We start from the raw sequence: 21,693 nt of genomic DNA, 5'->3' as shown, positions 1-21,693 counted from the left end.
GGACCTTGCGGGGATGGTCAGGTAAACGATAGACAATGAAGAGAAGGATAATGCGCAAACGATTAATTAGCTAGCTAATCATCTTTTAAGGGCTGTGCTGCTTGGCATTTTCCAGGCAAAAAAAAATGGGCGACCGAAGTCGCCCTAAATGCCTTGCGTGCTCGTGAACCCAGAAGGTCAGCGCGGTTTGCGCTTGTTCGAGTCCTTCCAGATGAAAATGCCCAGACCGGCAAAGAACGCGACCATCAACCCAACCGTTACCACTCCTGCGATAACCACGTTGTCGAAGAACATGTCGGCCTCCCTTTTCGTTTGCCGTTGTCCGATGGATGCAAGGTAACGAATGTGGGGGCACAGAAAATTGATCGGGGTCAATGGTGCCCGAGACCGGGCACGCGAGGCGGGCGCAGGTTTGACCTGCGTCAAGTTTCAGCGCTTCTTGGGCTTGCCCTTGGGTTTCTTTTTCTTGGCCGCGCTCAAGGGCATGGCCTGCTCGAAGGCCTGGCGCACTTCGTTGAGGCGCTTTTCCTTGAGGTCGTGGACGCGCTTGGCACGTTCGGCATCGAAATCGATGAGGTTGTCTTGGCTCATGGGTGGGCTCGACGATCAACTGAGGCTTGCATGATGAAGCCAGGCGCGGACGCTGACCAGCCCCGCGTCAGACTTCGATGTCGACCAGCAGCCCCTGACGCGGGCGCTCGCCCATCAGCGGAGCCACCGGTACGGTGTTGTCGGCGTTGACCTCATCGCCGGGTAGCGCGCTGTAACGCTCGCCGTCGTTTTTTTGCCGACGTTGCTGTTGCCGTCGTTGTTCATCACGCAGCAGCAAGGCCTGCTCTTGCGGGTCGCGCTGCTGCCTGAGGTCGATCGCGCTTTCACCGGACGAAGGCTGCGTGGGAACCACCGGCTTGATGTCGGGGGTTGGCTTGACCGGGTCCTGTTGCGAGGTTACCGGTGCTGCACTGAGCGGAATGATCGGCGGCAACATGGAAAGTCTCCTATTACCCCTGTATCGGCGGCTGGTCACCTACCTTGAATACAGACAACGCTTACTCGGCTTCGTCGTCAGGGTCGTCGTCATTCGGCGGGCTGGCCTCACTCCAGGGCCGCTTGTAGACCTGTTGCCAGACTGCGTCCATGTGGTCGCGCAGTACCTGCGGCGCGGCCTTGAGCGAGGCGCTGTCCTCGCGTTCTCCGCCTATCGGGTCTTCGCCGGCGGGCGTGATCAGCGACTCCCCGGTAATGGTGTAGCTGGCCTGCCCTTCGCGCATCTCGATGGCGATATCGTGCGGGTCGATCCCCCCGCCGCAGAAGGCATGGCTGGCTACCGTCAGTTCGGCGACCCCGTCTTGGTTCAGGTCACTGACATCACTGACATCGGTATAGAAGTCGACATCCAGGTCCAAGCCTGGGCAGGTGGTTTCCTGTTCAATCTGCCAGCGCGACTTGAACGCATCGCGTTCTGCCGTGCGCCCATATAGCGTGGCCTTGAGCACCACCTTGTCGACTTCCTGCTGGTTTTCGGCGTCGGTGGCCTGGCCATCGGTGCGGCTGAGCACCAACAGCCCTTCACCCTCGCGGTCACGAAAATGCACGCTCTTGATCGGCGTCTGCACGCCCAGCGCCTCAAGCTGCTCGGGCGCAATGGCCGGCAACGTCTCGAAGTTTTTTTGCTCGCACGCAGCCAGCAGCACGAGGCTGCCCACGGCCAGGGAAGCGTTCAACCAGCGGTGCTTGGCGGACATGTCGGTGCGCAGCCCTCGTCGGCAAGACGGTGTTGGTCGATGAAACGGCTAGACTGTTGGTCTTTGGCACCCATCGGTGCACTTCAACACTTTGGTCTGACCGGCCGATCCGTTAACATAGCCGGCTTTTCATCGCGGGAGTTCAGGCAGTATGGCGCAGCAGTATCAACCGGGGCAACGCTGGATCAGCGACAGCGAAGCAGAGCTCGGCCTGGGTACCATCCTGGCGCAGGATGGCCGCCTGTTGACCGTGCTCTACCCGGCCACTGGCGACACCCGCCAGTATTCCCTGCGCAATGCGCCGCTGACCCGCGTGCGCTTCTCGCCAGGTGACCTGATCACCCACTTCGACGGCTGGAAGCTGACCGTGCGCGAGGTCGACGATGTCGACGGCCTGCTGGTCTACCATGGCCTGGACGCGCAAAACCAGCCGCGCACCCTGCCAGAAACCCAGCTGTCGAACTTCATTCAGTTCCGCCTGGCCAGCGACCGCCTGTTCGCCGGCCAGATCGACCCGCTGTCGTGGTTCAGCCTGCGTTACAACACCCTGCATCACACCAGCAAACAGATGCAATCGTCCCTCTGGGGCCTGGGTGGCTGCCGCGCGCAACCGATCGCTCACCAGTTGCACATCGCCCGCGAAGTAGCAGACCGCAGCGCGCCACGGGTTCTGCTGGCGGACGAAGTCGGCCTGGGCAAGACCATCGAGGCCGGCCTGGTCATCCATCGCCAGCTGCTGACCGGGCGCGCCAGCCGCGTACTGATCCTGGTCCCGGAAAACCTCCAGCACCAATGGCTGGTGGAAATGCGCCGGCGCTTCAACCTGCAGGTGGCGCTGTTCGACGCCGAACGCTTCATCGAGAGCGACGCCAGCAACCCGTTCGAAGACGCTCAACTCGCGTTGGTCGCCCTGGAATGGCTGGTCGACGACGAGAAGGCCCAGGATGCGCTGTTTGCTGCGGGCTGGGACCTGATGGTGGTCGATGAAGCCCATCACCTGGTCTGGCATGAAGACCAGGTCAGCGCGGAGTACGGCTTGGTCGAGCAACTGGCACAGGTCATCCCTGGCGTATTGCTGCTCACCGCCACCCCCGAACAACTTGGCCAGGACAGCCACTTCGCCCGGCTGCGTCTGCTCGACCCTAACCGCTTCCATGACCTGGCGGCCTTCCGCGCCGAGAGCGAGCACTATCGCCCGGTGGCCGAAGCCGTGCAGGAGCTGCTCGACGAAGGCCGCCTGTCGCCCAAGGCCCACGCCACCATCCATGGCTTCCTCGGTGCCGAAGGCGAAGCCTTGCTGGCGGCGGTCAACGATGGTGATACCCAGGCCAGCGCGCGCCTGATCCGCGAGTTGCTCGACCGCCACGGCACTGGCCGCGTGCTGTTCCGCAACACCCGTGCTGCGGTCCAGGGTTTCCCCGAGCGCCAGCTGCATGCCTACCCGGTGGCCATGCCCGAGCAGTACCGCGACCTGCCGCCTGGCGAAAAGGCCGAGCTGTACCCGGAAGTCGCTTTCCAGGCGCATGGCGACACCACTGACGACGAGCGCTGGTGGCGTTTCGACCCTCGGGTCGACTGGCTGATCGATACCCTCAAGATGCTCAAGCGCACCAAAGTGCTGGTCATCTGCGCCCATGCCGAAACCGCCATGGACCTGGAAGACGCCCTGCGCGTGCGCTCCGGCATCCCCGCCTCGGTCTTCCATGAAGGCATGAGCATTCTGGAGCGTGACCGCGCCGCCGCCTATTTCGCGGACGAGGAATTTGGCGCCCAGGTACTGATCTGTTCCGAGATCGGCAGCGAAGGCCGCAACTTCCAGTTCTCTCATCACCTGGTGATGTTCGACCTGCCGGCCCACCCTGACCTGCTCGAACAACGTATCGGCCGTCTCGACCGGATCGGCCAGAAGCACACCATCCAGCTGCACGTGCCCTACCTGCAGGACAGCCCGCAACAGCGCCTGTTCCAGTGGTACCACGAAGCGCTCAACGCCTTCCTCAACACCTGCCCGACCGGCAATGCCCTGCAGCATCAGTTCGGCCCGCGCCTGCTACCGCTGCTTGAAAGCGGTGACAGCAAAGCCTGGGATGCCCTGATGGCCGATGCCCGCAACGAGCGCGAGCGCCTGGAAGCCGAGCTGCACAGCGGCCGCGACCGGCTGCTGGAGCTCAACTCCGGCGGGGCCGGCGAAGGCCAGGCACTGGTGGAGGCGATTCTCGAACAGGACGACCAGTTCGCCCTGCCGATCTACATGGAGACCCTGTTCGACGCGTTCGGCATCGACAGCGAAGACCACTCGGAAAATGCCCTGATCCTGAAACCGAGCGAGAAGATGCTCGACGCCAGTTTCCCGCTGGGTGACGACGAAGGTGTGACCATCACCTACGACCGTACCCAGGCGTTGTCCCGCGAGGACATGCAGTTCCTGACCTGGGAACACCCGATGGTTCAGGGCGGCATGGACCTGGTGCTGTCCGGCTCGATGGGCAACACCGCTGTCGCGCTGATCAAGAACAAGGCCCTCAAGCCTGGCACCGTGCTGCTCGAACTGCTGTTCGTCAGCGAGGTGGTGGCGCCACGCAGCCTGCAACTCGGCCGCTACCTGCCACCGGCAGCCCTGCGTTGCCTGCTCGACACCAATGGCAACGACCTGGCGTCGCGCGTGGCCTTCGAAACGCTCAACGACCAGCTCGAAAGCGTTCCGCGCGCCAGCGCCAACAAGTTTATCCAGGCCCAGCGGGATGTACTGGCCCAGCGCATCAGTGGCGGTGAGGCCAAGATCATGCCGACCCACGTCGAGCGTGTGGCCGAAGCCCAGCGCCGCCTGGCTGCCGAAGCGGACGAAGAACTGGCGCGCCTGACCGCGCTCAAGGCGGTCAACCCGAGCGTGCGCGACAGCGAAATCGACGCCCTGCGCAAGCAGCGTGAAGAAGGCATGGCGATGCTGGACAAAGCTGCCTTGCGCTTGGAAGCCATTCGCGTGCTGGTGGCTGGCTGATTAGGTGAGCGGCAGTCGGGCTGCGTGACAGCCCAGCGCGACCCAAGGCCGCTCCTGCAACGGGAGCGGCCATATTCCTTGCTGCGATTGGCCTCATAACCAAATCATAGAAATCAAAGTGCCATTATTCAGGAAGGGCTAACTACCTCTTCCTATACTGCCTCTGGACAGTCTGCCAAGGGTTATACCGCAGACGAGTGAAAACTCGACCAAGAGGCGCGCAATGGAATGGCTGGGTCTGCAACTGTTCGCCGATCTTCCGGCAACCGGGCGAATCGTCATCGATTGTCGCCACGAACCCTTCCTGGTCCTGCTCGCCTATACCGTGGCCTGCGCGGGGTGCTTCGCGACCCTGGACATGGCCGAGCGCCAGTCCCATAGCGAACAGGCCACGGCGCAACGCCAATGGCGCATGCTCGGCGCCTGCTGCCTCGCCGGCGGTATCTGGGCCATGCACTTCATCAGCATGCTGGCCTTCCAGGCCCCGCTCGAAGTTCACTACGACGTGTCGCTGACCGTGCTGTCGCTGCTCATTGCCCTGATCGTCGCCTGGGTGGGCATGAACAGCATCAACCGTAGACACATGCGCCCGTATCATTATCTGAAGCGTGCAGTACTCATCGCGGTCGGCATCATCTTCATGCATTTTGTCGGCATGGCCGCCCTCGAGACCGGCGCGCAACAGTACTACCAGACCGGGCGGCTACTGGCCTCCATGGCCATCGCCCTGCTCACCAGCCTCGCAGCATTGCTGCTGGCGCGGTACTTTCGCAACGGTAGCGGCACCTTGCACCAGGCCCTGAAGTACGGCGCAAGCCTGCTGATGGCCGGCGGCATCGTCGCGACCCACTTCACGGCCATGTCGGCCATGACCTTGGTCATCCCCGCCGACACCGCCCTACGCCTGCCGTCAGCTGACAACAGCCTGCAACTGGGGCTGACCATTGCCTTCATCACGTTGCTGATCAGTGGTGCCAGCATCAGTGCGGCCTTGGCCGACAAGAAGCTGCAAAGCAAGGAACACGACCTGCGCCGGGTCAGCATGCTGCTCAACCAACTGGACCAGGCGCGAGCCTCGCTGCAACAGGCCGCGCACTACGACGCCCTGACCAACCTGATCAACCGCCGCGGCTTCAATCAAGTGTTCGCCGAGCGCCTCGCCGAACAGAACGCCGATGACAACCGCCTGGCGGTGATGTTTCTCGACATCGACCACTTCAAACGCATCAATGACAGCCTTGGCCATGCTGCCGGCGACGAACTGCTCAAAGTGATCGCCAACCACATCAAGGCAGCCACCCGCAGCCAAGACCTGGTGGCGCGCTTTGGTGGCGACGAGTTCTGCGTGGTCACCAGCCTCAACAACCGTGATGAAGCACGCCACCTGGCGCAGCGCATCATGCAGCGAATGAAGGACCCCATCGACCTGGGTGGCCGGCGCATGGTCATGACCACCAGTATCGGTATCAGCATTTTCCCCGACGATGGCAACACTGCCGAAGAGTTGCTCAAGCACGCCGACTTAGCCCTGTACCAGTCCAAGGGCAACGGGCGCAACAGCCTGACCTTCTTCAACGACAGCCTTAAAACCCGGGCCACGCTTGCCCTGCAGCTGGAAGAGGAACTGCGCATCGCGCTGCTGGAAGAACGCGGGCTGTGCGTGCATTACCAGCCGATCTTCGACCTGCACAATGGCCAGGTGGCCAAGCTCGAAGCCCTGGTGCGCTGGCAACACCCACAACACGGCCTGCTCGGGCCCGACCGTTTCATCGGCATCGCCGAAGCCAATGGTTTGATCATCGACCTCGACCTGTGGGTACTGCGCCACGCCTGTGCCGACCTGGCACAACTGCACCGCCACGGTTATGGCGACCTCAAGGTCACGGTGAACTGCTCGGCAGTCACCCTCAGCCACGATGAGCTGGCCAGCGAAGTGGAGAAAGCGTTGTTCCACTCAGCTTTGGCGCCCCGCCACCTGGAGCTGGAGATCACCGAAAACGCCTTGATGGGCGACATCCAGCGCACTGTCAGCCTGCTCAAGCGCGTGCGCGCGCAGGGCGTGGCCCTGTCGATCGATGATTTCGGCACTGGTTACTCGTCGCTGGCCTACCTCAAGCGCTTGCCGCTGGACATCCTGAAAATCGACAGGACCTTCCTGCAGGATGTGCCGGGCAGCCAGAAAGACCGTGAGATCGTCCAGGCCATCATCGTCATGGCCCACACCCTGCACCTGCAGGTGGTCAGCGAGGGCGTGGAAACCGTCGAACAGCTAGAGTTCCTCGAAACCCACGGCTGCGACTACCTGCAGGGCTACCTGCTCAGCCGCCCGGTGCCGCTGGGCGAATTGCGGCCGATCCTGGAGCGGCTGCAACGGCGCAATGGCCTGCTCAGCCCTTGCTGCGATACAGCGCTACCAGGGTCGCCGGATCTTTTTGCAGATAGCCCTGGCTACCGTGCAGGCGCATCAATTGCGCGGCGAGGCCACTGAGCGGTGTCGCCGAGCCCTGCTCGCGAGAGAATTTGACTGCGCTGTCGAGGTCTTTGAGCAACGTCCGCACATGCCACTTGATCGGCTCGAAGCGGCTCTCGGCCATTTGCGGGGCAAGGATCTGCAGCGGTTTCGAATCGGCAAAGCCGCCCGCCAAAGCCTCGGCGATCAGTGTCGCATCCACGCCTGACTGCTCGGCCAACGCCACCACTTCGGCGATCACCAGGGCATTGCAGGCCACGATCATCTGGTTGCAGGCCTTGGTCACCTGGCCTGCGCCAACGGCGCCCATGTGCGTCACACGCTGGCCAAGGGCCTGCAGCACCGGCCGTGCCCGCTGCAGGTCAGCGGCCTCGCCACCGACCATGATGGCCAAGGTGCCGGCCTCGGCGCCCGGCGTGCCACCGGACACCGGGGCATCCAGCCAGGCCATGCCAGACAAGGCCGCGAGCGCAGCGGCCATCTCCCGGGTGGCGGTCGGTTCGAGGCTCGAAAAATCGATCAGCAACTGGCCACTGCGCCCACCCTGCGCGATGCCTTGCTCACCGAACACCACTTCACGCACCACCGCCGTATCGGCCAGGCACAGCAGCACCATGTCGCTGTCGCGGCACAACTCGGCCGGGGTTGCCGCCAGTCGCGCGCCAGCTGCTACCAGCTCGGCGCATTTGTCGGGGCTGCGGTTCCACACCGTCAGCGGGTAACCGGCAGCCATCAGGCGCCGACACATGGGCAAGCCCATCAGGCCGATTCCGGCGAAGGCTAGCGAAGGTAGTTGTGAGCTCATGAACGACTCCTGGCACATTTTGTTATTTTCAAGGCGCGCAGCGGCCCCATTACGCATCCCGTAAACTGTTACCGCCACGCCGAATTGTTACTTCCCTCCACCCATCTGATCGTCCCCAAGCACCAGATTGAGGCGGCTGCGCATTTTCACGCACCAAAAACGATCACGTTCACTCAGGGCGCTTCACTTGAATCACGATAAACGGTGAAACCACCACCGCCCAGATCTCTGGATCGCGGTTTTGCAGGTCCAGTGCCTGCTCGGCAGTCACCGGGCCAACAGTGCCATCACTACGCCACTTGGCGAAGATCTCGCCGCGATTCTCGGCCATCGCTTCGGCAACGGCGATCAGGTCCAGGCTTGGGTCGACCCAAATCAGGTCACCCTTTGCCCAGAAGCGCTCCAGCGCTTTCCACTCGATGATTGCCGTCTCGCCAATCAATTTGGCATAGAGGGTGCTTGTTTGATCAGTCATGGGTTGCTACCCGCAAAAATCGGCCAATAAAAATGGCCGCTATTTTTGCAGAAAAACCCGGTTTCAAATACGTAATTTGGTCGATCGGCCCCGAACTTGTGGGGTTGGGCCGCAGGTACAGGCAAATTGATGGCGCTTTTCTGTATCTTTGTGTCGATCAAGCGACAACCCAGGAACCAGGTACTTTTTGACCGCTTTTCAAGCGCTCGAACAGCGCTCTACACTGTACCGGTACAGTTCCGGGACATGTTCCGGGGGAAGGTGGGCATGCAGTATGGCGTGGCCATACCGCAAATCCCGCCCGGTCTGTAGCCCTGGCCGCCAGGACTATAAGAATTACAACAGAATGAGTGGAGCACTATGATCAAGATTTCCAAGCTGTTCGCCGCAATGGTTCTGGCAGGGGTAGCCAGCCATTCGTTTGCCGCCGATACCATCAAGATCGGGATCGCGGGGCCTAAGACCGGCCCTGTCACCCAGTACGGCGACATGCAGTTCATCGGCGCCAAGCAAGCCATCAAAGACATCAACGCCAAGGGCGGCGTCGATGGCAAGATGCTCGAAGCCAAGGAATACGACGACGCCTGCGACCCTAAACAGGCCGTGGCAGTCGCCAACAAAGTGGTCAACGACGGCGTCAAGTTCGTCATCGGCCACCTGTGCTCCAGCTCTACCCAGCCTGCGTCCGACATCTACGAAGACGAAGGCGTGATCATGATCACCCCCGCCGCCACCAGCCCGGAAATCACCGCCCGTGGCTACAAAATGATCTTCCGTACCATCGGTCTGGACAGCGCCCAGGGTCCGGCCGCCGGCAACTACATCGCTGACCACGTCAAGCCGAAGGTCGTTGCAGTCCTGCACGACAAGCAGCAGTACGGTGAAGGCATCGCCACCGCAGTCAAGCAGACACTGGAAGGCAAAGGCACAAAGGTTGCCGTGTTCGAAGGCCTGAACGCCGGTGACAAGGACTTCTCCTCGATCATCCAGAAGCTCAAACAGAACAACGTCGACTTCGTGTACTACGGCGGCTACCACCCAGAGCTGGGCCTGATCTTGCGCCAGGCTCAGGAAAAAGGCCTGAAAGCCAAATTCATGGGCCCAGAAGGTGTCGGCAACGACTCCATCTCGCAGATCGCCCAGGGCGCCTCCGAAGGCCTGCTGGTCACCCTGCCGAAGTCGTTCGACGCCGATCCCGAGAACAAGGCCATCGTCGATGCCATCAAGGCTGACGGCAAGGACCCGAGCGGCCCGTTCGTGTTCCCGGCCTACTCGGCTGTCCAACTGATTGCCGAAGGCATCAAAGCGGCCAAGTCCGAAGACGCCGACAAAGTGGCAGAAGCCATCCACGCCGGTACTTTCAAGACCCCCACCGGCGACCTGTCATATGACGCCAAGGGCGACCTGAAAGACTTCAAATTCGTTGTTTACGAATGGCACTTCGGCAAACCGAAGACCGAAGTCTCCCCTCAGTAACTGCGTGACTAAATAGCTGACCGTAAAAGCCCACTGTGCGAGCAGTGGGCTTTGTTTTACGAGGTTCATGGCCGTGATTCCCGCGATCCGGGAGCCGGCCACCTGAAAATCTTAAAACCGTCACTCGCGGTTTCCTGGCCTACCCCCGCCAGCGAAATGCAAATCAGGTTTTTAGGAGCGCTGTAATGCCTGAGATCTACCATTTCTTCCAACAACTGGTTAATGGATTGACCATCGGCAGCACCTATGCCTTGATCGCCATCGGCTACACGATGGTGTACGGCATCATTGGCATGATCAACTTCGCCCACGGCGAGGTGTACATGATCGGTTCCTACGTGGCCTTCATCGCCCTGGCGGGCCTGGCCATGATGGGTATCCATTCGCTGCCGATCCTGATGACCGTCGCCTTCGTCGCGACGATCTTCGTCACCAGTGCCTATGGCTACAGCATCGAACGGGTTGCCTACCGCCCCCTGCGCAACAGCAACCGTCTGATCCCGCTGATTTCCGCCATCGGCATGTCGATTTTCCTGCAGAACACGGTCTTGCTCTCGCAGGACTCCAAGGACAAATCCATCCCCAACCTGATCCCCGGAAGCTTCTCCTTCGGGCCGGGCGGCGCTGAAGAGGTACTGATCAGCTACATGCAGATCCTGGTGTTCGTGGTCACCCTGGTGGCCATGACCCTGCTCACCCTGTTCATCTCCCGTTCCCGTCTGGGCCGCGCCTGCCGCGCCTGCGCCGAGGACATCAAGATGGCCAACCTGCTGGGCATCAACACCAACAACATCATCGCCCTCACCTTCGTCATCGGTGCCGCACTGGCAGCGGTAGCGGCCGTGCTGCTGAGCATGCAGTACGGGGTGATCAACCCCAACGCCGGCTTCCTGGTGGGCCTCAAAGCCTTCACCGCAGCGGTGCTGGGTGGCATCGGCAGCATTCCGGGCGCCATGCTCGGTGGGCTGGTGCTGGGTGTGGCCGAGGCCTTCGGCGCCGATATCTTCGGCGACCAGTACAAGGACGTGGTGGCATTCGGTCTCTTGGTGCTTGTCCTGCTGTTCCGGCCGACCGGCATCCTGGGCCGCCCGGAGGTTGAAAAAGTATGAACAAAAATCTCAAACAGGCGTTCTTCAGCGCCTTGCTGGTATGGGCCGTGGCCTTCCCGGTACTGGGCCTCAAACTGAGCATCGACGGCATCAGCCTGGTGGTGCACAGCCAGGGCTCGTTCACCATCAGCATCATCGCCGTGTGCTCGGTGCTGATGTTCCTGCGCGTGCTGTTCGACAAGCAGTGGAGCTCGGTCATGAGCCGCCGCTCGGATCGCAAGCTGATCTCGCCGGCCGTGAGCAACTACCTGACCCTGCCCAAGACTCAGCGCTGGATCATCATCGGGCTGATCCTGGTCGCGCTGGTGTGGCCGTTCTTCGGCTCGCGCGGTGCGGTCGACATCGCCACGCTGATCCTGATCTACGTGTTGCTGGGCCTGGGCCTGAACATCGTGGTCGGCCTGGCAGGCCTGCTCGACCTGGGTTATGTGGGCTTCTATGCCGTCGGCGCGTACAGCTACGCAATGCTCTCGCACTACCTGGGCTGGAGCTTCTGGGTCTGCCTGCCGATCGCCGGCCTGATGGCCGCCACCTTCGGCTTCCTGCTCGGCTTCCCGGTGCTGCGCCTGCGCGGTGACTACCTGGCGATCGTGACACTCGGCTTCGGCGAGATCATCCGCCTGTTCCTGCGTAACCTCACCGACTGGACCGGCGGCCCCAACGGCATCAGCAACATCCCCAAGCCCGAGCTCTTCGGCCTGACCTTCGAACGCCGTGCGGCCGAGGGGATGCAGACCTTCCATGAGTTCTTCGGGTTGGCGTACAACTCGATCAACAAGGTCATCTTCCTCTACCTGGTGGCCTTGCTGCTGGCCCTGCTGGCGCTGTTTGTCATCAACCGCCTGCTGCGCATGCCGATCGGCCGTGCCTGGGAAGCCTTGCGTGAAGACGAAATCGCCTGCCGCGCACTGGGCCTGAACCCCACTGTGATCAAGCTCTCGGCATTCACCCTGGGTGCCTGCTTCGCCGGTTTCGCCGGCAGCTTCTTCGCTGCCCGGCAAGGCCTGGTGACACCGGAGTCGTTCACCTTCATCGAGTCGGCGATCATCCTCGCCATCGTCGTGCTCGGTGGCATGGGTTCACAACTGGGCGTGATTCTCGCGGCCATCGTGATGATCCTGCTGCCCGAGCTGATGCGTGAGTTCAGCGAATACCGGATGCTGATGTTCGGTGCGCTGATGGTGTTGATGATGATCTGGCGTCCGCAAGGCCTGCTGCCTATGCAACGTCCACACATGGAGCTGCGTCGATGAGCCGCGAAATTCTGCAAGTCAGCGGCCTGAGCATGCGCTTCGGCGGCTTGTTGGCGGTCAATGGCGTGGCCCTGACCGTCAAGGAAAAACAGGTGGTGGCGCTGATCGGCCCGAACGGCGCAGGCAAGACCACGGTGTTCAACTGCCTCACCGGGTTCTACAAACCCAGCGGTGGCACCATCCTGCTCGATGGCCAGCCGATCCAGGGCCTGGCCGGCCACCAGATCGCCCGCAAGGGCGTGGTGCGTACCTTCCAGAACGTGCGCCTGTTCAAGGAAATGACCGCGCTGGAGAACCTGCTGATCGCCCAGCACCGGCACTTGAACACCAACTTCTTCGCCGGCCTGTTCAAGACCCCGAGCTTCCGCCGCAGCGAGAAGGAGGCCATGGAACGCGCTCAGTACTGGCTGGAGAAGGTCAACCTGACCGAGTTCGCCAACCGTACCGCCGGCACCCTCGCCTACGGCCAGCAACGCCGCCTGGAAATCGCCCGCTGCATGATGACCCAGCCACGGATCATCATGCTCGACGAGCCGGCTGCGGGCCTTAACCCGAAAGAGACCGAAGACCTCAAGGCACTGATCGCCTATCTGCGCGAGTCACACAACGTCACCGTGCTGCTGATCGAGCACGACATGAAGCTGGTGATGAGCATTTCCGACCATATCGTGGTGATCAACCAGGGCACCCCCCTGGCAGATGGCACGCCGGAGCAGATTCGCGACAATCCTGAAGTGATCAAGGCTTACCTGGGGGAAGCGTAAATGCTGAAGTTCGAGAACGTTTCCACCTTCTACGGCAAGATCCAGGCGCTGCACAGCGTCAACGTGGAGATCAACCAGGGCGAGATCGTCACCTTGATCGGCGCCAACGGCGCGGGCAAATCGACGCTGCTGATGACCTTGTGCGGCTCGCCGCAGGCCCAAAGCGGCAGCATCAAGTACCTGGGTGAAGAGCTGGTCGGCCAGACCTCTTCGCACATCATGCGCAAGAGTATCGCCGTGGTCCCGGAAGGGCGCCGCGTGTTCGCCCGCCTGACGGTGGAAGAAAACCTCGCCATGGGCGGTTTCTTCACCGACAAGGGCGACTACCAGGAGCAGCTGGACAAAGTCCTGCAGCTGTTCCCGCGCCTGAAGGAGCGTTACATCCAGCGTGGCGGCACCATGTCCGGTGGCGAGCAGCAGATGCTCGCCATTGGCCGGGCGCTGATGAGCAAACCCAAGCTGCTGTTGCTTGACGAGCCGTCACTGGGCCTGGCACCGATCATCATCCAGCAGATCTTCGACATCATCGAACAGTTGCGCCGTGACGGCGTGACCGTGTTCCTGGTGGAACAGAACGCCAACCAGGCGCTGAAGATCGCCGACCGTGCCTATGTCCTGGAAAACGGGCGGGTGGTGATGCAGGGAACGGGCGAGTCTCTGCTGAGTGACCCCAAGGTGCGTGACGCGTACCTGGGGGGTTGATGAACAAAGGGCCTTCGGGCCCTTTTTTCTGCCTGTTGGGTTCATGTGGCCTGCGTCGGTTACCGACAATGCTTGTGATCCCCGTGCACCCTGCGTAACGTGGCCGGCTTTCAGGAACATCGCCGGAGCCCGCCCCATGCGCCTCACCCCTACCCTGCTGCTCACCGCCCTGCTGCCCCTGTTCGCCGGTTGCCAACTGATGGCTGACACCCCAAGCGACCCGAACATCGGCACCACGCGCATGCAGGGCGAACTGAGCGCCGCCGGTGGTCAGCTGCTGTTCAAACCCTGCAATGAAAGCCGCCGTTTCGTGATCAACGACGTCGCTGGCACCGGGGTCCTGCAGGAAGCCGCCAACCTCGCCAAGGATGCCGGCGACAAGCTGTTCGCCGATGTGCGCGGGCGCCTTACCGGCAGCAAGCAGGCCACCAACGACGGCCAGCTCGAAGTGCGCCGACTGTACCGCCTGGAACCCTCGACCCGCGCCTGCGAAGACCCCAACTTCAAGCAACTGACCCTGCGCGCCAACGGCCACGAACCCGACTGGGACATCAAGGCCAGCGGCAAGGGCATGGTGGTCAGCCGGGTTGGCCAAGCGCCGCTGCCCCTGCCGTTTCTGGAAGAGGAAGTGCCAGGTGGCGGCCTGACCCTGACCAGCGAGGCCAATGGCCAGCACGTGGAGCTTTGGGTCGCACCGCAACGCTGCGTGGACGTCGCCACCGGGGCGGTGCGCCACCTGCGCGCCGAGCTGCGGATCGACGGCAAGACCCTGCAAGGCTGCGGTTACTACGGCGGTGCGCGCGACAACTGATCACCGGGCGCTTTTATCCTGCCAGTCGGGGCGGCGAACAGCTTATACTTGGCGGTTTGTGTAAAGCCGCCGGCCGCCCATGGCCGGGATACTGGACCCTGCCATGCTACGAATCACCGAACTGAAGCTGCCCCTGGACCATCCCGACGAAGCCCTGCGCGAAGCCATCGTCCAGCGCCTGGGCATCAACGATGAGCAATTGCTCAGCTTCAACCTGTTCAAGCGCAGCTACGACGCACGCAAGAAAAACAGCGAACTGCTGTTCATCTACACCATCGACCTCGAAGCCAGCAACGAGGCCGAGCTGCTTCGCAAGTTCGAAGACGATCGCAACATCGGCGTAGCCCCCGACGTCACCTATAAGTACGTGGGCCACGCCCCCGCCGAGCTCGCACAGCGCCCGATCGTGGTCGGCTTTGGCCCTTGCGGTATCTTTGCCGGATTGCTGCTGGCGCAGATGGGCTTCAAGCCGATCATCCTCGAACGCGGCAAGGAAGTACGCCAGCGCACCAAGGACACCTGGGGCCTGTGGCGCAAGAGCGTGCTCAACCCCGAATCCAACGTGCAGTTCGGCGAAGGCGGCGCCGGGACCTTCTCCGACGGCAAGCTGTACAGCCAGATCAAGGACCCGCTGCACCACGGCCGCAAGGTGCTCGAAGAGTTCGTCAAGGCCGGCGCGCCGGATGAGATCCTCTACATCAACAAACCGCACATCGGCACCTTCCGCCTGACCGGCATGGTCGAGCAGATGCGCCAGGACATCATCGCCCTGGGCGGTGAAGTGCGTTTCGAGCAGAAGGTCACCGACCTGCTGACCGACAACGCCCAGCTGACCGGCGTGGTGCTGGCAAGCGGCGAGCAACTGCAGTCGCGCCATGTGGTCCTGGCCCTGGGCCACAGTGCCCGCGATACCTTCCGCATGCTGCATGCCAAGGGCGTATTCATGGAGGCCAAGCCGTTCTCGGTCGGTTTCCGTATCGAACACCCGCAAACACTGATCGACAAGGCGCGCCTGGGCAAATATGCCGGCCACCCGAAACTGGGCGCTGCCGACTACAAGCTGGTGTATCACGCCAAGAACGGCCGTTCGGTCTACAGCTTCTGCATGTGCCCAGGCGGCACCGTGGTCGCCGCCACCAGCGAGCCTGGCCGCGTCGTGACCAACGGCATGAGCCAGTATTCGCGTAACGAACGCAATGCCAACTCCGGCATCGTCGTCGGCATCGACCCCGAGCGCGACTACCCGGGCGGCCCGCTGGCCGGCATCGAGCTGCAGGAACGCCTGGAGGCGCACGCCTATGTCATGGGTGGCAGTAACTACCAGGCCCCGGCGCAGTTGGTCGGTGACTTCGTGGCCGGCAGGCCGTCCACTGCCCTGGGCAGTGTCGAGCCTTCGTACAAGCCAGGCGTGACCCTGGGTGACCTGGCGCCCAGCTTGCCGGATTTCGCCATCGAGGCGATCCGCGAAGCGTTGCCGGCATTCGATCGGCAGATCAAGGGCTACAACCTGCATGACGCGGTGCTGACCGGTATCGAGACGCGTACCTCTTCGCCGCTGCGCATTACCCGCGGCGAGGACTACCAGAGCCTGAACATGAGGGGGTTGTTCCCGGCGGGTGAAGGCGCAGGCTACGCGGGCGGTATCCTGTCGGCGGGCGTCGACGGCATTCGCATTGCCGAGGCGGTAGCGCGGGACATGCTCGGGCTGTAAGGCAGCAAGTGTCATGCGCCCCCTGCGCGGGCAAGCCTGCGCAGGGGGCATGACCATCGCCAGAAAAGTCTGCGCGAATAATCAGATTTTCCCTACCTCACCATTCCTCAGCTGCGTCTAGGCTTCCCACAGCCAAGGCGGCAATACCATATAACAAAAACGAATATAGTTTTTGTTTTAAAGCATATCGCCACAAGCTAGGGTGTACGCCCGTTCCGTAATCAACCTCTCATGGAGAGCCCATAGCCCGTGCGTAGCCTCTTCACCCGATTCTTTCAGCTCGAAGCCGCCAGCGGCCTGCTGCTGATCGCTGCGGCCATCCTTGCTCTGGTCATCAACAACTCACCTTTGTCGTACCTGTACAACGGCCTGCTCGACGTCCCGGTCGCCGTCAAGGTTGGTGCGCTGGAGATCGCCAAGCCTTTGCTGCTGTGGATCAACGACGGCCTCATGGCGCTGTTCTTCCTGCTCATCGGCCTGGAGGTCAAGCGCGAGGTGGTCGACGGCCAGCTGTCGAAGCCCTCGCAGGTAATCCTGCCCGCTACCGCCGCAGTGGGTGGCATGGTGGTACCGGCACTGGTCTACTGGTTCATCAACCGCGACAACCCTGCAGCCGTCGCCGGCTGGGCCATCCCCACCGCCACCGATATCGCCTTTGCCCTTGGCGTGCTGGCATTGCTGGGCAAGCGTGTACCGGCGTCGCTCAAGCTGTTCCTGATGACCCTGGCGATCATTGATGACCTGGGTGCGATCATCGTCATTGCGCTGTTCTACTCAGGCACCTTGTCGAGCGTGTCGCTTATGCTGGCCGCTGCCTGCCTGGTAGCGCTGATAGCCATGAACCGGCTTGGCGTAGTCAAGCTCGGGCCTTACCTGATCATCGGCCTGGTGCTTTGGGTATGCGTGCTCAAGAGCGGTGTCCACGCCACATTGGCCGGTGTCGCCCTGGCGCTGTGCATTCCGCTGCGCACCCGCAACGCGGAAAGCTCGCCGTTGCTGTCGCTGGAACACGCCCTGCACCCTTGGGTGGCCTATGCCATTCTGCCGCTGTTCGCGTTCGCCAACGCCGGTGTCTCGTTGGCCGGCATGACGGTGGAAAGCTTCACCCACCCGGTACCGCTGGGTATCGCTGTCGGCTTGCTGGCGGGCAAGACCGTGGGGGTGTTCGGCCTGACCTGGCTTGCGATCAAGCTTCGCCTGGCGGCGTTGCCTGCGGGTGCCAGCTGGGGGCAGTTGCTGGGGGTGGCGATACTCTGCGGCATTGGCTTCACCATGAGCCTGTTCGTAGGTTCCCTGGCCTTCGTGCCAGGCAGCAGTGACTATGCGGGCATGGACCGTATGGGCATTCTCACCGGCTCGTTCATCGCTGCGGTCGTCGGCTATGCCGTTACCGCCATGGCCAGCCGCGCCCCCCGCGCGCACTAAAGTAGAAGCGGCATGAAAAAACCCCGACTGGCGTGGCCAAATCGGGGTTTTGCGTTTTTGCGCTACAGCCTGTGCAAGGCTCAGTGCGAGACGCGGCTGGTACCGTCGACGGTCATGATGCGAACACGTTCGCCAACCCGGAAAATCTCGTTTTCCTGAACGGCCTGCACATAGGCACGCATGCTGCCATCGTCTTCACGCACGGTGATTTCCACACCTTGGGTACGGGTGATGCCTTCTTCGGCGGCAGAACCTGCCAGGCCACCGGCAACCGCACCAATTACTGCCGCGACGATGCTGCCGCGACCACCACCGACTGCGCTGCCGGCAACGCCGCCGACAATGGCACCCGCGCCACCACCGATCGGGGTCTTGGTACCTTCGATCTTGACCGGACGCAGGGATTCGATGGTCCCCATGCGTACGGTCTGCACGCGACGGGCCTCATCACGGGAGTAGCTATCGCCGGTCAGGCTCGAGGCACAGCCCCCCAGCAACAGCGACATGGTGGTGAAGGTCGCCACCAGCAAAGCGGATTTACGCATGGGTAAGTCTCCATAAGTCATCGGTGTTCATTAGACGCTGCACATTGACGGCTGTCACGGCACAGACGTAATAAAATTGTTTTCATTCAGCCTGGGTACAGCCTACCTGGACTGTATCGTGGGCCTTTCAAGTGAGACCAAGGATAGCCATGGATTACTTCATCGTCGTGGTCACGACTGTCGCTGGGCTGTACTTCCATGGGTGGCTGTATGTGCGGATGCGCCGCTGGATGGACCGCGACCTGGCGCTGTCGCTGGCCGGGGAGGATGTGCGCAAGCGTGAGTACATGCTGCGGCGGCTGGAGCAGGCGCGGGTGCAGAAGGTCAGGCGCAAGGCGCTGGCGGAGTGGTTGGCGCGTGAGGCGGCAGCTTATCAAGGGTAGCGTTGCAACCTTGGGGCTGCTGCGCAGCCCCAGAGATCTCAGGGCGCCAACCGCTCCCGCAGCCATTGCCCATCGACCAGACGATAGTTCATCCGGTCATGCAAGCGGCTGGTACGGCCCTGCCAGAACTCGATCCGCTCAGGCAACAGGCGATACCCGCCCCAATGCTCCGGGCAGTGCGGCTGTGTGTCGGAGAACCGTGCTTCGGTCGCCTTCACCAACGCTTCCAATGCTTCCCGGCCACTGATGACCTGGCTCTGAGGCGAGGCCCAGGCCCCTAGGCGGCTGCCCAGAGGGCGCACCTGGTAGTAGTCGTCCGACTCCTTGGCCGTGACCTTTTCAACCCGCCCTTCGATCCGCACCTGGCGCTCCAACGCCGGCCAGAAGAACGTCATGGCGGCGAAAGGGTTGGCCTTCAACTGCTGGCCCTTGGCGCTTTCGTAGTTGGTAAAGAAGGTAAAGCCACGCTCATCGAGCCCCTTGAGCAGCAGTACGCGGCAATGGGGGCGGCCCTCGCCATCGACCGTGGCAAGGGTCAAGGCGTTGGCTTCGACCGGGGGTAGCTCGGTTTTCACCGCATCGGCGAACCACTGGTGGAACAAAGCGAACGGCTCACCCGGGGCCTGGGCTTCAGCCAGGCCATCACGGGTGTAGTCGCGGCGCATATCGGCCAGGGATTGGGTCATGGCTGCGTTTCCTTGACGATCAGTTGGTCTTCGCAGGGCTGTTGGCGGCTACTTTCTTGTCAACGGTCTTCTTGGCAGCGGGCTTGACCGGTGCGGCCTTCTTCTTGGCAGCAGTCTTGGCAGGTGCCTTGGCCTTGGCGACAGGCTTCTTCGCAGCAGGTTTGGCAGCGGCCTTGGCGGCGGGCTTGCTGGTGGCAGCCTTAACGGCAGGCGCCTTGGCATCCTGAACAGCAACCATCGAAGCTGGGGTAGGTGCCGGCGTGGCCTGTTGGTACTTGGCCAACAGCGCGACCATGGTGTTCTGCGGCGTCAGCAGCATTTCCACACGGCGGTTCAGGGCACGGCCTTCGGCGCTGTCGTTGGCGGCACGCGGCATGACCGAACCCATACCCTTGAGGATCAGGCGATCACGCTGCAGGCCACTGAGGCGGAAGATCGCCGACACCGAAGCGGCGCGCTCCAGGCTGAGCTTCTGGTTGACAGCCGCAGCACCGCTGCTGTCGGCATGGCCCAATACCAGCACGGCGGTCTTGGCATCGCCCTCGACGGTCTTGGCTACGCGGGTGATCGGCCCCAGGGTCATCGGCAGCAGCATGTTCGGGCGGTCAGGGTTGTACGAACTGTCCACCGGGATGGTCACCGCCAGGACATTGTCACGGCGCTCCAGCTCCAGTTTGCTGTCCTTGATGGCTTCACGCAGCTTGGGCTCGTATTCGTCCAGCCAGGCTTGGGTAGCCTTCTGGTCGATCTTCGGCACGACCGGCCCTTTGGCCTGCTTGTCGTCACCGCCGAATGGCCACCACCAGCGGCTGGCGCTTTCCGACTTGGCATCGGCCTTGGCCACTTTTTCGGTGACGGCTTCCTTCACTTCCTGCTCGGCAACCTGGTCCGAACCGAAAGGCCACCAGCTGGAGCCACTGCCCTTCGCGGCGTCCGGGGAGTGACTGGCGCAGCCGGTAACGGCGGTCAGGCACAGGGCGAGTGCTAAGGTTTTATGTGAAGACATCAGCGATACACCATGAAATAGAAAGAAATTTTGCCTACGCATTCAGGCGTTGGCATTGAGGATAGTCAAAGGGGTTGGCCAATACCCGCATTACCCGATCAAAGGCAACTGGCAAGCACGCGTACCAGTTTCTGCGCTCTTGGGTCCATCAGCACATAGGGGCCCAGGGTATTGACCACAAAGCCAAAGGCCACATCGTGCTCCGGGTCGGCGAAACCTACCGAGCCGCCCGCGCCAGGGTGCCCGAAGGCGCGGGCACCGAGGCCAAAGGTGGCATTGGCCACCTCGGGCTGGTCGAGCATGCAGCCCAGGCCGAAACGGGTCTGGGTCAGCAGCGTACGATCCTGGCCGATACTGTGCTCGCGCGTCAGTTCGTCGAGCAGCTCGGATTCAAGAAGGCTGCCATCGAGCAGGCCGGCATAGAACCCGGCCAGGCTACGGGCATTGCCGTGGCCGTTTGCCGCCGGCTGCTGCATGCGCCGCCACTCGGGCTTGTTGGTGCTGGTGAGAATCGCCGGCGGGTTGGTAAAGGCGCGGGTGGACAGCGCCTCAGGCTCGCGCATGGTCACCTGCAGCAGGCGCTGGGCAGCGGCATCGCCGGGGTTGCCCTTGCCGCGCGCAATATGCGCCACGCGATGGAATTCTTCGTCGGCCAGGCCGACATGAAAGTCCAGCCCCAGCGGCCGCGCCGTACGGGCCACGATCGAGTCGCCTGGGCCACGACCATCAGCGCGGCGGATCAGCTCACCGATCAGCCAGCCGTACGTGATGGCGGCATAACCGTGTTCGGCTCCAGGCGTCCACCAAGGGGTTTCGGCGGCCAGGGCATCGACCATCGCTTGCCAGTCATACAATGCCTCGGCAGGCAGCAGTTCACGGATGGCCGGCAGGCCCGCGCGATGGCTGAGCAACTGGCGCAGGGTGATGGACTGCTTGCCGGCCTGGGCGAATTCGGGCCAGTAACGGGCCACCGGAGCGTCCAGCGCCAGCTTGCCCTCGCCCACCAACTGCAAGGCGGTGACCGCAGTGAAGGTTTTGGTGCAGGAGAACAGGTTGGCGATGGTGTCGCTGTGCCAGGCCTGCTGCCCGTCCTTGTCGGCGGTGCCCGCCCACAGGTCGATCACGGTCTCGCCGCCCACCTGGATGCACAGCGCCGCACCACGCTCCTGGGGATCATCGAACAACTCGGCGAAGGCATCACGCACCGCCTCGAACTTCAGCTCATAGTGACCCTGGATCTGCACCCGCTGTTCTCCGTACGACCGTCTGAAAATGGCGTGCATTGTTTCAGTAGTTGGCGGTTTTGCAAACTGGCTTAGGCTCGATGGT

At 62.3% G+C, this 21,693-nt stretch carries 21 protein-coding genes; 11 read left to right on the top strand and 10 right to left on the bottom strand.

What is annotated here, in order from left to right; translation table 11 throughout:
- Window positions 1-177 precede the first annotated feature (177 nt).
- From ccoM to DJ563_RS26915, 4 genes are all read right to left on the bottom strand, one after another.
- Window positions 178-294, bottom strand: a complete 117-nt coding sequence (gene ccoM, locus DJ563_RS26930) for a cytochrome c oxidase subunit CcoM (RefSeq protein WP_003254862.1) — start codon at window positions 292-294, stop codon at window positions 178-180.
- Window positions 295-429: 135 nt separating this feature from the next.
- Window positions 430-591, bottom strand: coding sequence for a hypothetical protein (locus tag DJ563_RS26925; protein WP_077068735.1), 162 nt, complete (start codon window positions 589-591; stop codon window positions 430-432).
- A 67-nt stretch (window positions 592-658) separates the two neighbouring features.
- Window positions 659-988, bottom strand: a complete 330-nt coding sequence (locus tag DJ563_RS26920) for an aspartate-semialdehyde dehydrogenase (protein WP_274098826.1) — start codon at window positions 986-988, stop codon at window positions 659-661.
- Between the two features lie 61 nt (window positions 989-1,049).
- Window positions 1,050-1,745, bottom strand: a complete 696-nt coding sequence (locus DJ563_RS26915) for a M949_RS01915 family surface polysaccharide biosynthesis protein (protein ID WP_434518618.1) — start codon at window positions 1,743-1,745, stop codon at window positions 1,050-1,052.
- A 151-nt stretch (window positions 1,746-1,896) separates the two neighbouring features.
- On the opposite strand from DJ563_RS26915, the gene rapA reads away from it, so the two are divergent.
- Together rapA and DJ563_RS26905 are read left to right on the top strand one after the other, a co-directional pair.
- Window positions 1,897-4,743, top strand: coding sequence for an RNA polymerase-associated protein RapA (rapA, locus tag DJ563_RS26910; RefSeq protein WP_274098828.1), 2,847 nt, complete (start codon window positions 1,897-1,899; stop codon window positions 4,741-4,743).
- 223 nt (window positions 4,744-4,966) lie between these two features.
- Window positions 4,967-7,231 carry a putative bifunctional diguanylate cyclase/phosphodiesterase gene (locus DJ563_RS26905; protein WP_434518617.1) on the top strand — a complete coding sequence of 755 codons (2,265 nt, stop codon included), beginning with the start codon at window positions 4,967-4,969 and terminating at the stop codon, window positions 7,229-7,231.
- Here the strand turns inward: DJ563_RS26905 and DJ563_RS26900 are convergent.
- Both DJ563_RS26900 and DJ563_RS26895 read right to left on the bottom strand, forming a co-directional pair.
- Window positions 7,131-8,018, bottom strand: a complete 888-nt coding sequence (locus DJ563_RS26900; protein WP_434518616.1) for an NAD(P)-dependent oxidoreductase — start codon at window positions 8,016-8,018, stop codon at window positions 7,131-7,133. The two genes, DJ563_RS26905 and DJ563_RS26900, sit on opposite strands and share 101 nt — an antisense overlap.
- A gap of 169 nt (window positions 8,019-8,187) precedes the next feature.
- Window positions 8,188-8,493, bottom strand: coding sequence for a DUF2288 domain-containing protein (locus DJ563_RS26895; protein WP_274098831.1), 306 nt, complete (start codon window positions 8,491-8,493; stop codon window positions 8,188-8,190).
- Between the two features lie 360 nt (window positions 8,494-8,853).
- Here DJ563_RS26895 and DJ563_RS26890 point away from each other — a divergent pair, with 360 nt between their 5' ends.
- From DJ563_RS26890 to nhaA, 8 genes are all read left to right on the top strand, one after another.
- Window positions 8,854-9,969 (top strand): branched-chain amino acid ABC transporter substrate-binding protein, encoded by a 1,116-nt coding sequence (locus DJ563_RS26890; protein ID WP_274098832.1) that lies wholly within the window; start codon window positions 8,854-8,856, stop codon window positions 9,967-9,969.
- 185 nt (window positions 9,970-10,154) lie between these two features.
- Window positions 10,155-11,078, top strand: coding sequence for a high-affinity branched-chain amino acid ABC transporter permease LivH (gene livH / locus DJ563_RS26885; RefSeq protein ID WP_008097482.1), 924 nt, complete (start codon window positions 10,155-10,157; stop codon window positions 11,076-11,078).
- Window positions 11,075-12,331: a high-affinity branched-chain amino acid ABC transporter permease LivM gene (locus DJ563_RS26880; RefSeq protein ID WP_033702627.1), complete on the top strand. Its 1,257-nt coding sequence runs from the start codon at window positions 11,075-11,077 to the stop codon at window positions 12,329-12,331. The genes livH and DJ563_RS26880 overlap by 4 nt, the downstream gene beginning before the upstream one ends.
- Window positions 12,328-13,095 (top strand): high-affinity branched-chain amino acid ABC transporter ATP-binding protein LivG, encoded by a 768-nt coding sequence (livG, locus tag DJ563_RS26875; RefSeq protein ID WP_033702628.1) that lies wholly within the window; start codon window positions 12,328-12,330, stop codon window positions 13,093-13,095. Before DJ563_RS26880 ends, livG begins: the two co-directional genes overlap by 4 nt.
- Window positions 13,096-13,797, top strand: coding sequence for an ABC transporter ATP-binding protein (locus tag DJ563_RS26870; RefSeq protein ID WP_274098833.1), 702 nt, complete (start codon window positions 13,096-13,098; stop codon window positions 13,795-13,797). It begins immediately after the preceding gene.
- Between the two features lie 136 nt (window positions 13,798-13,933).
- A complete protein-coding gene (locus tag DJ563_RS26865) occupies window positions 13,934-14,608 on the top strand; it encodes a COG3650 family protein (protein ID WP_033702630.1) in 675 nt (224 codons plus the stop codon).
- A 103-nt stretch (window positions 14,609-14,711) separates the two neighbouring features.
- Window positions 14,712-16,319 carry an NAD(P)/FAD-dependent oxidoreductase gene (locus tag DJ563_RS26860; RefSeq protein ID WP_434518615.1) on the top strand — a complete coding sequence of 536 codons (1,608 nt, stop codon included), beginning with the start codon at window positions 14,712-14,714 and terminating at the stop codon, window positions 16,317-16,319.
- A 249-nt stretch (window positions 16,320-16,568) separates the two neighbouring features.
- Window positions 16,569-17,744, top strand: a complete 1,176-nt coding sequence (gene nhaA, locus DJ563_RS26855; RefSeq protein ID WP_274098835.1) for a Na+/H+ antiporter NhaA — start codon at window positions 16,569-16,571, stop codon at window positions 17,742-17,744.
- Between the two features lie 80 nt (window positions 17,745-17,824).
- Here the strand turns inward: nhaA and DJ563_RS26850 are convergent, their stop codons facing one another.
- Window positions 17,825-18,289, bottom strand: coding sequence for a glycine zipper 2TM domain-containing protein (locus DJ563_RS26850; RefSeq protein ID WP_033702633.1), 465 nt, complete (start codon window positions 18,287-18,289; stop codon window positions 17,825-17,827).
- 149 nt (window positions 18,290-18,438) lie between these two features.
- Here DJ563_RS26850 and DJ563_RS26845 point away from each other — a divergent pair, with 149 nt between their 5' ends.
- On the top strand, window positions 18,439-18,672 hold the full coding sequence (locus tag DJ563_RS26845) for a hypothetical protein (RefSeq protein WP_033702634.1): 234 nt from the start codon (window positions 18,439-18,441) through the stop codon (window positions 18,670-18,672).
- Between the two features lie 38 nt (window positions 18,673-18,710).
- On the opposite strand, the gene pdxH is transcribed toward DJ563_RS26845, so the two are convergent.
- From pdxH to DJ563_RS26830, 3 genes are all read right to left on the bottom strand, one after another.
- The gene (pdxH, locus tag DJ563_RS26840; protein WP_434518614.1) at window positions 18,711-19,358 is read right to left on the bottom strand and encodes a pyridoxamine 5'-phosphate oxidase; all 648 of its coding nucleotides are present in this window, start codon (window positions 19,356-19,358) and stop codon (window positions 18,711-18,713) included.
- Window positions 19,359-19,377: 19 nt separating this feature from the next.
- The gene (locus tag DJ563_RS26835; protein ID WP_274098837.1) at window positions 19,378-20,364 is read right to left on the bottom strand and encodes an OmpA family protein; all 987 of its coding nucleotides are present in this window, start codon (window positions 20,362-20,364) and stop codon (window positions 19,378-19,380) included.
- A 98-nt stretch (window positions 20,365-20,462) separates the two neighbouring features.
- The gene (locus DJ563_RS26830) at window positions 20,463-21,608 is read right to left on the bottom strand and encodes a serine hydrolase domain-containing protein (RefSeq protein ID WP_274098838.1); all 1,146 of its coding nucleotides are present in this window, start codon (window positions 21,606-21,608) and stop codon (window positions 20,463-20,465) included.
- Window positions 21,609-21,693 lie beyond the last annotated feature (85 nt).

Source organism: Pseudomonas sp. NFX1, from assembly GCF_051123555.1.
Classification (GTDB): Bacteria; Pseudomonadota; Gammaproteobacteria; order Pseudomonadales; family Pseudomonadaceae; genus Aquipseudomonas; species Aquipseudomonas capeferrum.
Note: the sequence above shows the minus strand (reverse complement) of the source record. Positions and strands in the feature narration are given on the sequence as shown.